Origin of the sequence: Frigoribacterium sp. MEB024, from assembly GCF_000878135.1 — a bacterium.
Lineage (GTDB): Bacteria > Actinomycetota > Actinomycetes > Actinomycetales > Microbacteriaceae > Frigoribacterium.
This window is the reverse complement of record NZ_JXQZ01000037.1, coordinates 78,025-92,896: the sequence shown is the minus strand read 5'-3', so window position 1 is coordinate 92,896 and position 14,872 is coordinate 78,025. Positions and strand designations below refer to the sequence as shown.

The following is a 14,872-nucleotide window of genomic DNA, read 5'->3' as shown; positions in this document are numbered from 1 at the left end:
CGACGCCGCGCGTCCGCGCCGCACCGCGCCTCCTCGGCTGTCGGTGCCACCCGCGCGGCAGCACCCGGCACGGCCGGCCGGTCGCCTCAGCTGCTGCGCGTCTTGCGCCGCAGCACGTCGACGCCCACGGCGAGGGCGATGACCAGGCCGATGACGACCTGCTGCCAGAACGAGGTGACGTTCAGCAGGTTGAGGCCGTTGCGGATGACGACGAGCACGAGGGCGCCGATGATGGTGCCCGAGATGCGTCCGACGCCGCCGGCCAGGCTCGCGCCTCCGATGACGACCGCCGCGATGGCGTCCAGCTCGTAGCCCGAGGCCGCCTGCGGCTGGGCCGAGTCGAGCCGGCCGGCGAGCAGCAGACCGGCGAGGGCCGCGAACAGCCCGGCCAGGCCGAAGACCGTGACGACGATGCGCTTGACCGGCAGGCCCGAGAGGCGAGCGGCCTCGGCGTTGCCGCCGACCGCGTACATCGAGCGGCCGATGACGGTGCGGTTGAGGATGAACGACGCGACGATCGCGGCCAGCACGAGCACGATGATCGGCACGGGCACCGGCCCGATGTTGCCACCGAGGAACGACACGGCCGGGGGAGTCGCGATCGGCCGACCGTCCGAGACGACGAGGGTCAGGCCGCGCGCCACGCTGAGCATGGCGAGCGTCGCGATGAACGACGGCAGCTTGCCGTACGCGCTGGCGAACCCGTTGACCAGGCCGGCCACGAGGCCCGTGCCGAGCCCGAGGGCGAGCGCCAGGCCGCCGGGCAGCCCCGCCGTGGCGAAGAACCAGCCCGAGACCATCGCCGACAGCGCGGCGACCGAGCCGACCGAGAGGTCGATGCCGCCCGCGACGATGACGAAGGTCATGCCGAACGCGAGCACGGCGACGGTCGACACCTGGATGCCGATGTTCAGCAGGTTGCGGCCGGTCAGGAAGTCCGGCGTCGCGATGAACAGTGCCAGGCACAGCACGACGAGCCCGACGAGGGCTCCGTTCGCGGCCAGGAAGGTCTTGATGTCGAAGGAGCGTCGCTGCGCCTTCACGGTGGTGGTGGTCATGGGTGTCGTCCTCGGGTCCGTGCTTCTCGGGTCAGTTCGTCGGGGGGACGTCGCGTGCCGCGAGCGTCATCAGCGTGTCCTGGGTGGCGTCGGCTGCGGCGACCTCGCCGGCGACGACTCCGTCGCGCATCACGAGGATGCGGTCGCTCATGCCCATCACCTCGGGCAGTTCGCTGCTGACCATCACGACCGCGCCTCCTGCGTCGGTGATGCGGTTCACCAGCTCGTAGATCTCGACCTTCGCGCCGACGTCGACGCCGCGGGTCGGCTCGTCGAGCAGCAGCACGGTCGAGCCGGCGATGATCCAGCGGCCGAACACGGCCTTCTGCTGGTTGCCGCCGGACAGCGAGCCGATCTCCTGGTCGATGTCGCGCATGCGGATGCGCAGGGTCGAGGCGACCTCGTCGGCCTTCGCGCGCTGGCCGGCGAAGTCGACCAGGCCGGCCTTCGCGCTGCTGGCGAGCGTCGCGTAGCCGAGGTTGTCGTTGACGGAGGCGCCCAGCACGAGCCCCTGCGCCTTGCGGTCTTCGGGCACGTGGCCGACGCCCGCGGCGATGGCCCCGGCGACGTCGCCCTTCTTGAGTCGCTTGCCGCGGACCGTCACGCTGCCGGAGTCGTACTTGTCGACCCCGGCGATCGCGCGGACGACCTCGGTGCGACCGGCGCCGACGAGCCCGGCGATGCCGAGCACCTCGCCCGCCCGCACCTCGAACGACACGTCGCGGAAGGTCTTCGACGTCAGTCCCCGCACCTCGAGGACGACGGGGGAGTCGCTCTCGCTGCCGGGGGTGCGCGGGTACTGGTGCGCGATGTCGCGGCCGACCATCAGGCGGACGAGCTCGTCCTCGCCGGTCGACGCGGGCACCTCGGCGACGAACGCACCGTCGCGCAGGACGGCCACGGTGTCACCGATCTCGGCGATCTCGTCGAGGTGGTGGCTGATGAACAGCATGCCGACGCCGCGGGCGCGCAGCTGCTCGACGACGCGGAACAGGATCTCGGTCTCGTGTCGGGTCAGCGCCGCCGTCGGCTCGTCGAGGATCAGGATGCGCGCGTCGATGCTCAGCGCCTTCGCGATCTCGACCAGCTGCTGGCGGGCGATGCCGAGCTCGCCGACCTTCTGGTCGACGTCGACGTCGAGCCCGATCAGGTCGAGGGCGGCGCGGGCGCGCTTCTTCAGCTCGCGGCGGTCGACCAGGCCGAACCGGGTCGGGAACCGCCCCATCATCACGTTCTCGGCGACGCTGAGCGACGCGACGAGGTTGAGCTCTTGGTGGATCGTCGCGATGCCGAGTTTCTCGGCGGCGTGCGTGTTGGGCAGGTGGACGGCCTCGCCGTCGACCAGCACACGGCCGGCGTCGGGCTGGTACACGCCCGACATCATCTTGATCAGGGTGGACTTGCCGGCGCCGTTCTCGCCGAGCAGCACCTGCACGCGGCCGGGCCGGACGTGCACGGTGACGTCGTCGATGACCCGCACGGGGCCGAACGACTTGCTGACGTTCTCGAGCGTGAGCAGGGGGCGATCGTCGTCGATCGAGTGGGGCATGGGTCAGTTCCTGCCGAGGGGTCGGGGTGGGGTGGGGTCTGTCGGGTCCGTCGAGGTCGAGGAGGCGCGGGTCGCGGTGGACCCGCGCGTCGCCGAGGTGCCGCTCGCGGATCCGCAACCCGCGCCTCCTGCGGTCCGGCCGGAGGCGCGGGTCGTCGACTCGCGCACGATCAGTTCGCTGGGCAGCACGACCGAGTCGGGCGTGCGCCCGTCGATGACCTCGTGCAGCAGCTGGACGGCGATGCGGCCCATCTCCTCGACGCTGTGCGCGATGACGGTCAGGGCCGGGTCGAGCAGCGAGAACCACTCGATGTCGTCGAACGCGATGACCGAGACGTCGGTGCCCATGCGCATGCCGAGCCGGTTGAGCATGGCGATGGCTCCGACGGCCATGAGGCTGTCGGCGGCGAGCAGGGCGGTCGGCGGCTCGTCGAGCTCGAACAGGGCGTGCACGGCGGCCGACCCGCTGGCGGACTGGAAGTCGCCGACGTAGACCAGGTCGGGGTCGGTGCTGAGGCCCAGCTCGGCGGCCGCGGCGGTCCACGCCTCGAGTCGCTCGCGCCCGGTGGACACGCTCTGCGGGCCCGCGACGTAGCCGACGCGCTCGTGGCCGAGGTCGACCAGGTGCTGCACGGCGGCCCGGATGCCGGGGACGCTGTCGGTCGTCACGCTCGGCACGTCGACGCCGGGGATCGTGCGGTCGACGAACACCGTCGGCACCTCGCGGGCGAGCAGCGAGTCGATGCTGGCGGAGTCGGTGCCCTGCGGGGCGACGATGACGCCGTCGACGCGGCGCGAGATGAGGGTGTCGAGGTAGCGGTCCTGCTGCTCGCGGTTCTCGTTGGCGTTGCCGAGGAGGGTGACGTAGCCGAGCTCGAGCAGTGACTGCTCGATGGTGTGGGCGAGGTCGGCGAAGAACGGGTTGCGGACGTCCGAGACGAGCAGGCCGACCGTGTCGGAGCGGGTCGAGCGCAGTGCCCGGGCCTGGGCGTTCGGCCGGAAGTCGAGCTCGCGCACGGCTCGTTCGACCTGGGCCCGCGACTCGGCGGAGGTGGCCGGGTTGCCCGACAGCACGCGCGATGCCGTCGCGGCCGAGACGCCGGCGCGCTGCGCCACGTCCTTGATCGTCACGGTGTTCATCGGGCTCTACCTCGTCGTAGTGGTGCGGGTCGCAGGGCGTGTCCGCTGCGTGGAATCGATTCCATGGAACCGATTCCACGACAGTAGACGAGCCGCCTCCTCCTGTCAATGCGAGCCCGCCTGTGCCCATGAACCCGGTTTCGAACCGAACACCCGGTTGCAGCGGGGTGCATCGTTCGAAACCGGGTTCATCGCAACACGGGACGCCCCGAGGAGGCGCGGTGCCCGCCCCAGCCGCCCCGCGCCTCCGCGTCCCGCTCGCGTCACCCCCACCCATGAACCCGGTTTCGAACCGAACACCCGGTTGCAACGGGGTGCGTCGTTCGAAACCGGGTTCATCGCGACACGGAGACGACCCGACGAGGAGGCGCGGTGCCCGCCCCAGCCGCCCCGCGCCTCCTCGTCTCCACCCTCCCACCCCAGCCCAGCCCAGCCCAGCCAGCCCAGCCAGCCCATGAACCCCGTTCCGGACGATGAACCCCGTTCCGACGGGCTTCATCGTCCGGAACGGGGTTCATCGCGACCCGCCACCAGGCCGGCGCACCGCACGCACCCGGCACGCAGAAGAGCGGCGGCCCCCCGAGGGGGACCGCCGCTCTCGCGTACAGCAGGCGCCGAAGCGCCGGGGTGCTACTTGGCCGAGACGACCGTGAGCGTGATCGTCGCGATGACGTCCTCGCGCAGGCGGAGGGTGGCTTCGTGCTCACCCGTCACCTTGATGGTCGTGGGGATCTCGACCTTGCGCTTGTCGATCGTCGCGACGCCCTGGGCGGTGACCGCGTCGGCGACGTCGGCCGGGCGGACCGAGCCGAACAGACGGCCGTCGGCACCGGTCTTCACCGTGAGACGGATCTTCTGGGCCTCGAGGCGCTGCTTGAGGTCGTGGGCCTCTTCGATCGTCTTGAGCTCGCGGGTCTCGCGGGCCGTACGGATCTGAGCGACCTGCTTCTCGCCACCGCGGCTCCACGCCACGGCGAAGCCCTGGGGCACCAGGTAGTTGCGGGCGTAGCCGTTCTTGACGTCGACGACGTCACCGGCGGAACCGAGGCCGGAGACCTCGTGGGTCAGGATTACCTTCGACATGGTGGTCCTTCCGATCAGCGGCCGGAGCCGGCGTAGGGGAGGAGCGCCATCTCACGGGCGTTCTTCACGGCACGGGCGATGAGGCGCTGCTCCTGGACGGAGACGCCGGTGATGCGACGGGCGCGGATCTTTCCACGCTCCGAGATGAACTTGCGCAGGGTCGCGACGTCTTTGTAGTCGATGACACCGACGCGGATCGACTTCGCGGGAGCGGCGTTCTTGCCGCCCTTGCCGCGGAGGGGCTTGCGGCGGTCGCCGCTGCTCTTTCCAGCCATTGGTTTCTACTTTCGATGAATGAAGAAGTACTAAAAGGGAACGGCGATGCCTAGAAAGGCGTCTCGTCGTTGTAGGTGCCGTTGCCACCGGGGGTGTTCCACACGTCGCCGCCAGAGGTGTTGCCACCCTGCTGACCGCCGGCGGGCTGACCCCACGGCTCTTGCGCCTGACCGCCGCCGACCTGAGCCGGCTGGCCTCCACGGTTGCCACCGCCGTTGCCGCCCCCGAAGGAGCCGCCACCGGCAGCGCCGTCACGGGAGGACGCGGCGCGCGTCACCTGAGCGGTCGCGTAACGCAGCGAGGGGCCGATCTCGTCGATCTCGAGCTCCATGCTGGTGCGCTTCTCGCCCTCTTTGGTCTCGTACGAGCGCTGCTTGAGTCGGCCCTGAGCGATGACCCGGCTGCCCTTGGTGAGGCTGCTGGCCACGTGCTCGCCGAACTCGCGCCACACGCTGGCACGGAGGAAGAGCGCCTCGCCGTCCTTCCACTCGTTCGACGCGCGGTCGAACGTGCGGGGGGTCGACGCGATGGTGAAGTTCGCGACCGCGAGCCCGTTCTGCGTGTAGCGCAGCTCGGGGTCACTGGTGAGGTTTCCCACCACTGTGATGACGGTCTCGCCAGCCATCGGACTACTCGGCAGCCTTCTCGGCGGCGGGAGCAGCCGGGGCAGCGGGCGCGGCAGCGGCGTTGGCGGCCTTGCGGGCGGCCTTCTCGTCGCTGACCTTCTTGGCGGCGGCGACCATGGCGATCGCCTCTTCGGCACGCAGGACCTTGGTGCGCAGCACGGCCTCGGAGAGACCCAGCTGGCGGTCGAGCTCGACCGTGGCGGCCGAGTTCGAGGTCAGGTTGACGACGGCGTAGATGCCCTCGGTCTTCTTGTTGATCTCGTAGGCCAGGCGACGACGTCCCCAGATGTCCACGTTGTCGATCGTTCCGCCATCGTTGCGGATGACGTTGAGGAACTTGTCCAAGCTCGGGGCGACGGTGCGCTCATCGATCTCGGGGTCCAGGATGACCATCAGTTCGTACTGGTGCATGACTAACCCACCTCCTTCGGACTTAACGGTCACAGACGGTCTGTGACAGGAGGGTATTCATGTCGCGGCGTCGACCGTGAGGCAGACGCAACCTTCCCAGCGTAGCCGAGCGCGCCTCCTGAATCAATGCCGCCGCAGCGGCCATCGACCTCCGGGGACCAAGGAGGCGCGGGTCGACACCCGCAGGACGGGTTACGCCCCTGCGCCCTCGCGTGCGTTCCACCAGGCGAGCAGGCGCTCGGTGGCGACCTCGGCCCCGAGCGGCCCTTCTTCGGTGCGCAGCTCGAGCAGGAAGCGGTAGGCCTCGCCGACCTCGCGGCTCGGGCCGATGCCGAGGACGCGTTGGATCTCGTCGCCGTCGAGGTCGGGCCGCAGCGAGTCGATCTCTTCGCGTTCGCGCAGCTCGGCGATGCGCGCCTCGAGGTCGTCGTAGGCGAAGCCGAGCCGGTCGGCCTTGCGTCGGTTGCGCGTGGTCACGTCGGCGCGGGTGAGCATGTGCAACCGCTCGAGCTGGTCACCGGCGTCGCGGACGTACCGGCGGACGGCCGAGTCGGTCCAGCCGCCCTCGGTGTAGCCGAAGAACCGGAGGTGCAGCTCGATCAAGCGGGAGACGGCGGCGATCGTGTCGTTGTCGAAGCGCAGCGCCTTCAAGCGCTTCTTGGCGAGCTTGGCGCCGACGACGTCGTGGTGGTGGAAGGTGACGACCCCGCCCGGCTCGAGGCGGCGCGTGGCCGGCTTGCCGCAGTCGTGCAGCAGGGCCGCGAGGCGCAGGGTGAGGTCGGGCGCCTCGCCTGGGTGCCGCTCCCGCTCGTAGCCGATGGCCTGGTCGAGCACGGTGAGGCTGTGCTCGTACACGTCCTTGTGGTGGTGGTGCTCGTCGACCTCGAGGCGCATGGCGGCGAGCTCGGGCATCACGTGGTCGGCCAGGCCGGTGTCGACCAGCAAGCGGACACCGTCTCGGGGGGTTTCGGTCTTGAGCAGCTTCGACAGCTCGTCGGCGACCCGTTCGACCGAGACGATCGACAGGGTCTCGGCCCGCGCGGTCATCGCCTCGCGCACCTCGTCGGACACGGTGAAGCCGAGCTGCGCCGTGAACCGGGCGGCCCGCATCATGCGCAGGGGGTCGTCACGGAACGAGTCGACCGCGGTGCCCGGGGTGGCGAGCCGCGCCTCCAGCAGGTCGTCGACGCCGCCGGACGGGTCGACGAGCACGCGCTGGGGCAGACGCAGCGCCATCGAGTTGACCGTGAAGTCGCGACGGACCAGGTCGCCCTCGAGGGTGTCGCCGAACTCGACGACGGGCTTGCGGGTCTCGCCGTCGTAGACGTCGCTGCGGTAGGTGGTGATCTCGACGGTCTCGCCGTCGACGCGGGCGGCGATCGTGCCGAACGCGCGGCCGACGTCCCAGTGGGCCTCGGCCAGGGGGACGACGATCGCCAGGATCCGGTCGGGGTCGGCGTCGGTCGTGAAGTCGAGGTCGTTGACCGGCCGGCCGATGAAGGCGTCGCGCACCGGACCGCCGACGAGGGCGAGCTCGTGACCGGCCGCGGCGAACGCGGCGGCGAGCTTCTCGATGCGGGGGGTGGCGGCCAGATCGTCCAGTCGCTGCAGGGCCCGTGCGACGCTGTCCATGACGAAACAGCTTGCCACAGCCGAGGAGGCGCGGGCTGAGTCCCCGACGGCGCCTCGCGACCCCGTCCTCCCACCTCGCAGGCGCTTCGCCGCTGCTTCTTGGTCGTCGTTGCCTAGACTCGGCATGCTCGAACGGCCCCTGTCGCCGTCGACACCTGACGCCTATGAGACTCTTCTTCGCCGTGATCGCCGCCCTGTTGGCGGTGTTCGTCGTGTCGGCGGGGCTGCCCGCCACCGCGGCACGAGCGGCGTCCGCACCCTCCGACGACGGCGTCACGATGACCGTCGAGCCGGCCTCCGACGGCGTGCTGCGACCCGACGACGACCTCACCCTCGGGGTCACCGTGACGAACGACGGAGACAGCGACCTCGCGGCGACGAAGGCCCGCATCTACCTCGACCGCGAACCGTTCACGACACGGTCCAAGCTCGCCTCGTGGCTCGACCCCGACGACGTCTCGGGCGACGACTACCTCGGGCGACAGCTCGTCCAGGTCGACGTGCCCGCGGTCCCCGCCGGGTCCTCCGTCGCCCTCGACACCGTCGTCGTGCCCGCCGACCGCCTCGGCCTGACCGGCCGCGCCTTCGGGGCGCGCGCCCTCGGGGCCCGCGTGCTCGACGCCTCGGGCGGCCAGGTGTCGCAGACCCGCAGCAGCGTGGTCTGGTACCCCGCCGACAGCTTCCAGCCGACCCGCGTGGCGGTCGCCGTGCCGATCACGACGCCCGAGAGCGAGACGGGCGTCCTCGACGCCTCCGCCCTCGCCGCCTACACCTCGGACGGCGGGGTCTTGCGACGCGAACTCGACGCGGTGTCCGGCACGGGCGCGACCCTGGGCGTCGACCCGATGATCATCGCGTCGATCCGCCTGCTCGGCACCGAGGCCCCGCAGCCGGCCGTCGACTGGCTCGACGAGCTGCAGGCGCTGCCGAACGACATGTTCCCGTTGGCGTACGCCGACGCCGACGTCGCCGGGCTGCGACAGGCCGGCGCGACGACCGTCCCGGCCGTGACCTCGCTCGACACCCTGGTCGACCCCGACCGCTTCGAGGACATGCCCGCACCGACCGAAACGCCCACCGAGGCCCCGGACCAGGGCACGGACGACGGCTCGGGCACCGGCGTCGCCGGATCCGACCCCTCCGCCCTGCCGAGCGACGGGGTCACCGACCAGCCGACCGGCGAGCCGTCGCCCGACGAGACGCCCGGCGACGGCGTGGTCCTGCCGACCACCGCCCAGCTGCTCGACTTCCCGTGGACGCAGCGCGACGTCGTCTGGCCGCGCGAGTCGTCCGTCGTGTCCGCCGACCTGACCGCGTTCGCCGGCGGCTCGTACACGTCCACCATCGTCTCGAGCGGCAACGTCGACGTCGACGGCGACTCGACCGAGAACGCCGCGGTCACGATCGGTGACGTCCCGGCCGTCGTCTCGGACGACCCGTTGTCCGACCTGGTCACCCAGGCCGCCGAGGCGACGAGCCTGGCCGAGTGGCAGGCCACGATGGCCTGGCTATCCGCCACCGTCGCCACCATCGCCTACGAACGGCCCAGCGACGCCCGCACGCTGCTGACCACGCTCGAGCGCGAGTGGCCGTCGACCGGTCAGTTCCTCACCCGCACGCTGCAGGCCGTCGACGGCCTGCCCTGGGTCAGCGGTGCCACCCTGACCGACGCCCTGGCGAGCACCCCGTCGACGGCGACGGTCGTCGACAGCCCCGAGAGCGACGCCCGCCTCGACCAGCTGCGCGACCTGGTGTCCGCCGACGAGAGGGTCGTGGACTTCTCGACCGCCCTCGCCGAACCGCAGCTCGTCACCGAGTCGGCCCGACTCCGCACGATGGCCCTGGCGTCGCACGCCTGGCGCGACAACGTCGACGGCTTCCCCGCCGAGGTCGCCTCGGCCGTGGCCGACGCGACCGCGACGTCGGGTCTCGTGGCCGTCGTCCAGGGCTCGCCGATCTCCATCCTCGGCGACCGCTCGGCCCTCCCCCTCTACCTCGAGAACAAGACCGACTCGGTCGCGACGGTGATGTTGAACCTGACCCCGTCGAACTCCATCCTCTCGATCGAGCGCAGTCCCATCGAGGTGACGATCCAGCCGCAGTCCCAGACGCGGGTCAGCGTGCCCGTGCAGTCCGTCGCCAACGGGACGGTCTCGGTGCAGCTGCAGCTGGTCAGCCTCTCGGGCGTGGCGATCGCCACCCCGGTAGACGTGCCGCTCTCGGTGCAGGCCGGGTGGGAGACCGCCATCACCTGGATCTTCGGCGTCGCCTTCGCCGCCCTCTTCGTCGGCGGCCTCTACCGCACCTTCCGCAAGCGCCGCCGGGCGCGCGACGAGGCCCGGTCGTCCGGCGACGGCCCGTCGGCCGATGCCGCCCCGTCACCCGATGCGGCCGCCTCGCCGCCCGTCCAGGAGTCCATGTGAGCAACCAGGGCGGTCTCGGTCGCGCCAGCATCCTCCTCGCGTCCGGGACGATGGTCTCGCGCGTCCTCGGCTTCGTGAAGGCGGCCGTGCTGGCCGCCGCGATCGGGCAGTCGGCCAGCCGCGCGGCCGACTCGTTCGCCCTCGCGAACCAGCTGCCGAACAACATCTACGCGCTGATCGCGGGTGGCCTGCTCAGCGCCGTGCTCGTGCCCCAGATCGTGCGGGCGGCGACCTCCGACGACGGGGGGCAGCGGTTCATCAACAAGATCGTGACCCTCGGCACCATCGTCTTCGCGGCCGTGGGCCTGGCCGGCACGCTGCTCGCCCCCGTGCTCGTGCGGCTCTACGCGCAACAGAGCACGGACGGCGGCGCCGGATTCACCTCGGACCAGCTCGCCCTCGCGACCGCCTTCGCCTACTGGTGCCTGCCGCAGATCTTCTTCTACGCCATGTACTCGCTGCTGAGCGAGGTGCTCAACGCCCGACAGGTGTTCGGGCCCTTCACCTGGGCCCCGGTGCTCAACAACGTCGTGGCCATCGCCGGCCTGGTCGTCTTCATGGTGATGTTCGGCGGTGCCGTCGAGAACTCCGCGGTCGACGTCTGGACCGGCGACCGCATCTTCGTCATCGCCGCCACGGCCACCCTGGGCGTCCTGGCGCAGGCGGCGTTCCTCTTGCTGTTCTGGCGCCGTGCGGGTCTGACCTTCCGCCCGGACTTCCGCTGGCGCGGCGTCGGCCTCGGCGCCACGGGCAAGGCCGCCGGGTGGCTGTTCGGCATGGTGCTCGTCACCCAGCTCGCCGGGCTGGTCCAGAGCCGCGTCGCCACCCTGGGCAGCGAGGTGGGTGCCTCGAACGCGGTCCTCGCGAACGCCTGGCTGCTCTTCATGCTGCCCCACGGCATCATCGCCGTGTCGATCGGCACCGCCTACTTCACGCGCATGAGCGGCCACGCCTCGCGCGGCGACCTGCGGGCCGTCCGCACCGACATGTCGCAGTCCCTCCGGGCCATCGGCATGTTCATGGTGTTCGCCGCGGTCGCCATGTGCGTCGTGGCCTACCCCTTCGCCCGGTTCTTCGAGGTCGACTTCGCCGGGTCGACCCGCACCGCCGAGGTGATCCTCGGCTACATGCCCGGCCTCGTCCTGTTCAGCGTGCTGTTCATCGTGCAGCGGGTGTTCTACTCGATGCACGACCAGCGCACGCCGTTCTTCCTGCAGCTCGTCCAGTCGGGCATCTTCGTCGCCGGCGTCGCGGTCTCGGCCGCCGTGGTGTCGCCCGAGCACATCGCCATGGCGATCGCCGTCACGACGTCGATCGCGGGCTCCAGCCAGGCCGTGGTCGCGCTCGTCGTCGTCAAGAAGCGGCTGGGCGGCATCGACGGCCGCTGGGTGCTGCGCCGCTACGTGCAGTTCTTCGTCTTCTCGCTCGTCGCCGGGGCCGTGGGCCTCGTCGTCGTGACCGTCCTGGGTGGTTTCTCCGCCGAAGGCTTCGCACAGTCCGGCCGCGTGCCGGGCGTGTTGACGGTCGTCGTGTCCGGGGCCGTCATGGGCCTGGTCTACGGCGCACTGCTCTGGTTCGCGCGGATCCCCGAGCTGCGGGTGCTGACCACGCCGGTGACCGCACGTCTCGCACCGACCGTCTCGCGCCTCCTGCGTCGCTGACCGCCGCCGAGCGCCGTTGCCGGGCACGGCTGGGCCCGGACTGCCAGGCCCGCGGGAATGCCCCGTCGGTAGGATGCGTTCCACCAGACGATCGAGGGATCCGACCGCCCGAGCCACCGCTCGCGGGTCGTCTTCCCGCTCGTGAAGTTCTCCCCAGGAAGGTGCCCATGCGCCAGGTCATCATCATCGGTTCCGGCCCCGCCGGCTACACGGCCGGCATCTACGCCGCCCGGGCCGGTCTGCGCCCCCTCATCGTCGCGAGTTCGGTCGAGGCCGGCGGCGAGCTCATGAAGACCACCGAGGTCGAGAACTTCCCCGGCTTCCCCGACGGCATCCAGGGCCCCGAGCTCATGTTCAAGATGCAGGAGCAGGCCGAGAAGTTCGGCGCCGAGGTGCTGCTCGACGACGTCACCGCCGTCGACCTGACCGGCGACGTCAAGAAGGTCACCCTGGGCAACGGCACCGTCGAGGAGAGCCTCACGGTGATCTTCGCGACGGGCAGCGCGTACCGCAAGCTCGGCCTCGCCGACGAAGAGCGCCTGAGCGGCCGCGGCGTCAGCTGGTGCGCCACCTGCGACGGCTTCTTCTTCAAGGAGAAGGCGATCGCCGTCGTCGGCGGTGGCGACTCGGCGATGGAAGAAGCGACGTTCCTGACCCGCTTCGCCTCGAAGGTCTACGTGATCCACCGCTCGAGCAGCCTGCGCGCGTCGAAGATCATGCAGGACCGGGCTCACGCCAACGAGAAGATCGAGTTCCTCTTCGACAAGCAGGTCACGGCGATCCTCGGCGGCGAGAAGGCCACCGGCGTCACCCTGACCGACACGGTCGACGGCAGCACGACCGACCTCGACCTCGACGGCCTCTTCATCGCCATCGGCAACGACCCCCGCGTCCACCTGGTGCACGGTCAGGTCGACCTGACCTCCGACGGCACCATCGCCGTGCAGGGACGCAGCTCGAAGACCAACCTGACCGGCGTCTTCGCCGCGGGCGACGTCATCGACGCGACCTACCGGCAGGCGGCCACCGCCGCGGCCTCGGGCACCGTCGCGGCGCTCGACGTCGAGCACTACCTGGCCTCGCTCGACCAGACGTTCCTGGCCGAGCAGACCGTCGGATCGGCCGAGGGCGTCGAGACGTCCGAGTCCGTGGTCGCCTGACCCGCGCCTCCTGAAGCCAACCCAGATCACCCTGACGAAAGGAACACCATGAGCAGCGCCAAAGCAGTGACCGACGCGTCCTTCGAGGCCGACGTCCTCAACTCCGACAAGACGATCCTCGTCGACTTCTGGGCCGAGTGGTGCGGCCCGTGCCGCGCCGTCTCGCCGATCCTCGACCAGATCGCCGCCGAGCACGGCGACAAGATCGAGATCGTCAAGCTCAACGTCGACGACAACCCCCAGACCGCCATGAAGTACCAGATCACCTCGATCCCGGCCATGAAGGTCTACCGCGGCGGCGAGGTCGTCAAGACGGTCATCGGCGCCAAGCCCAAGCCGGCCCTCGAGGCCGACCTGGCGGAGTTCATCGCGTAGTCGACGCCGACACCACGACGAGAGCCCGCCCAGCACACGCTGGGCGGGCTCTCGTCGTCTCCCGCCCGCACGGGCATAGTCTTGACCGAATCACCCTCTGACAGAACCGGGACACCGATGAGCGACAAGGGCACCAACCTCGACCCGTGGTACGACTCGTACGCCGACCGTACGGCCGGCCTCAGCGCCTCCGAGGTCCGAGCCCTGTTCGCCGTCGCCTCGCGTCCCGAGGTCGTCTCGCTGGCCGGCGGCATGCCCTACGTCTCCGCCCTGCCCCGTGAGCTCGTCACGGGGGCCATCGACCGCGTCATGGCCGACGGGGGAGCGATGGCGATGCAGTACGGCAGCGGCCAGGGCACCCCGGCGATCCGCGAGCACATCATGCAGATCATGGCGATGGAGGGCATCCGCGGCAGCGCCGACGACGTCGTCGTCACCACGGGCTCCCAGCAGGCCCTCGACCTCGTCACCCGCCTCTTCGTGAACCCCGGCGACGTCGTGCTCGCCGAGTCTCCGAGCTACGTGGGCGCCCTGGGGGTCTTCAAGGCGTACCAGGCCGACGTCGTGCACGTCCCGATGGACGAGCACGGACTCGTGCCCGAGGCGCTACGTGAGGCCATCGCGGCCGTCACGGCCCGTGGGGGTCGCATCAAGTTCCTGTACACGATCCCGAACTTCCACAACCCGGCCGGCGTCACCCTCACCTGGGCCCGTCGCGTCGAGATCCTCGAGATCTGCCGCTCGGCGGACATCCTCGTCCTCGAGGACAACCCCTACGGTCTGCTCTACTTCGACCAGCCGGCCCCCCAGGCGATGCGCTCGATCGACGACGAGGGCGTGATCTACCTCGGGTCGTTCTCCAAGACGCTCGCGCCCGGCTTCCGGGTGGGCTGGGCCCTCGCCCCGCACGCCATCCGCGAGAAGCTCATCCTCGCCAACGAGTCCGCCACGCTGTCGCCGAACTCGTTCGGGCAGTTCGTCATCACCGAGTACCTCGACCAGGCCGACTGGCGTGGGCAGATCGAGACCTTCCGCGACCTGTACCGCGAGCGGCGTGACGCGATGATCTCGGCGCTGGGGGAGTACCTGCCGTCGCTCACGTGGAACGTGCCCGACGGGGGCTTCTTCGTCTGGGTGGGGCTGCCGGCCGAACTCGACTCTAAGGCCATGCTGCCCCGAGCGGTCAAAGAGCTCGTGGCGTACACGCCCGGCACGGCGTTCTTCGCCGACGGCGACGGTCGGCAGAACATCCGCTTGTCGTTCTGCTACCCGACGCCCGAGTCGATCCGCACCGGTGTGGCCCGCCTGGCGAACGTCGTCAACGGCGAACTCGACCTGTTGCGCACGTTCTCACCCGCGAGCCTGTCGAACCCGGCCACTCGCCCGCAGAGCGTCGTCGTCCCGCCGCCGAACACCAACTGATCAGGACTTTCGGCGCGTGGTGGGCGTTCCGCCCGAGACCGGCCACCGTCGTGACA

13 protein-coding genes are annotated in these 14,872 nt (G+C 70.5%); 5 read left to right on the top strand and 8 right to left on the bottom strand.

Features of this window, described 5'->3' with window-relative positions:
- Positions 1 to 86: 86 nt before the first annotated feature.
- The 8 genes from SZ60_RS09235 to SZ60_RS09200 all read right to left on the bottom strand — a co-directional run bounded on the left by SZ60_RS09235 (position 87) and on the right by SZ60_RS09200 (position 7,775).
- Complete coding sequence (locus SZ60_RS09235) at positions 87 to 1,058, bottom strand: ABC transporter permease (RefSeq protein WP_043595333.1); 972 nt, start codon at positions 1,056 to 1,058, stop codon at positions 87 to 89.
- Between the two features lie 31 nt (positions 1,059 to 1,089).
- Complete coding sequence (locus SZ60_RS09230) at positions 1,090 to 2,607, bottom strand: sugar ABC transporter ATP-binding protein (protein WP_043595332.1); 1,518 nt, start codon at positions 2,605 to 2,607, stop codon at positions 1,090 to 1,092.
- A 3-nt stretch (positions 2,608 to 2,610) separates the two neighbouring features.
- Positions 2,611 to 3,747, bottom strand: a complete 1,137-nt coding sequence (locus SZ60_RS09225; protein ID WP_043595330.1) for a LacI family DNA-binding transcriptional regulator — start codon at positions 3,745 to 3,747, stop codon at positions 2,611 to 2,613.
- A gap of 630 nt (positions 3,748 to 4,377) precedes the next feature.
- Positions 4,378 to 4,830 carry a 50S ribosomal protein L9 gene (gene rplI, locus SZ60_RS09220; protein ID WP_043595329.1) on the bottom strand — a complete coding sequence of 151 codons (453 nt, stop codon included), beginning with the start codon at positions 4,828 to 4,830 and terminating at the stop codon, positions 4,378 to 4,380.
- Between the two features lie 14 nt (positions 4,831 to 4,844).
- The gene (gene rpsR, locus SZ60_RS09215) at positions 4,845 to 5,105 is read right to left on the bottom strand and encodes a 30S ribosomal protein S18 (protein ID WP_043595327.1); all 261 of its coding nucleotides are present in this window, start codon (positions 5,103 to 5,105) and stop codon (positions 4,845 to 4,847) included.
- A gap of 50 nt (positions 5,106 to 5,155) precedes the next feature.
- Entirely contained in the window at positions 5,156 to 5,731 is a 576-nt protein-coding gene (locus SZ60_RS09210; protein ID WP_043595325.1) for a single-stranded DNA-binding protein, read from the bottom strand.
- Between the two features lie 4 nt (positions 5,732 to 5,735).
- A complete protein-coding gene (rpsF, locus tag SZ60_RS09205) occupies positions 5,736 to 6,143 on the bottom strand; it encodes a 30S ribosomal protein S6 (RefSeq protein ID WP_043595324.1) in 408 nt (135 codons plus the stop codon).
- A 192-nt stretch (positions 6,144 to 6,335) separates the two neighbouring features.
- Complete coding sequence (locus SZ60_RS09200) at positions 6,336 to 7,775, bottom strand: CCA tRNA nucleotidyltransferase (RefSeq protein ID WP_043595322.1); 1,440 nt, start codon at positions 7,773 to 7,775, stop codon at positions 6,336 to 6,338.
- A 164-nt stretch (positions 7,776 to 7,939) separates the two neighbouring features.
- Here SZ60_RS09200 and SZ60_RS09195 point away from each other — a divergent pair, with 164 nt between their 5' ends.
- The 5 genes from SZ60_RS09195 to SZ60_RS09175 all read left to right on the top strand — a co-directional run bounded on the left by SZ60_RS09195 (position 7,940) and on the right by SZ60_RS09175 (position 14,816).
- Positions 7,940 to 10,198 (top strand): DUF6049 family protein, encoded by a 2,259-nt coding sequence (locus tag SZ60_RS09195; RefSeq protein WP_043595320.1) that lies wholly within the window; start codon positions 7,940 to 7,942, stop codon positions 10,196 to 10,198.
- Complete coding sequence (gene murJ, locus SZ60_RS09190) at positions 10,195 to 11,859, top strand: murein biosynthesis integral membrane protein MurJ (RefSeq protein ID WP_052505278.1); 1,665 nt, start codon at positions 10,195 to 10,197, stop codon at positions 11,857 to 11,859. The genes SZ60_RS09195 and murJ overlap by 4 nt, the downstream gene beginning before the upstream one ends.
- Before the next feature lie 167 nt (positions 11,860 to 12,026).
- Positions 12,027 to 13,019, top strand: a complete 993-nt coding sequence (gene trxB, locus SZ60_RS09185; protein WP_043595319.1) for a thioredoxin-disulfide reductase — start codon at positions 12,027 to 12,029, stop codon at positions 13,017 to 13,019.
- A 48-nt stretch (positions 13,020 to 13,067) separates the two neighbouring features.
- Complete coding sequence (gene trxA / locus SZ60_RS09180) at positions 13,068 to 13,394, top strand: thioredoxin (protein WP_043595317.1); 327 nt, start codon at positions 13,068 to 13,070, stop codon at positions 13,392 to 13,394.
- 117 nt (positions 13,395 to 13,511) lie between these two features.
- The gene (locus SZ60_RS09175) at positions 13,512 to 14,816 is read left to right on the top strand and encodes a PLP-dependent aminotransferase family protein (RefSeq protein WP_043595316.1); all 1,305 of its coding nucleotides are present in this window, start codon (positions 13,512 to 13,514) and stop codon (positions 14,814 to 14,816) included.
- Positions 14,817 to 14,872: the final 56 nt, after the last annotated feature.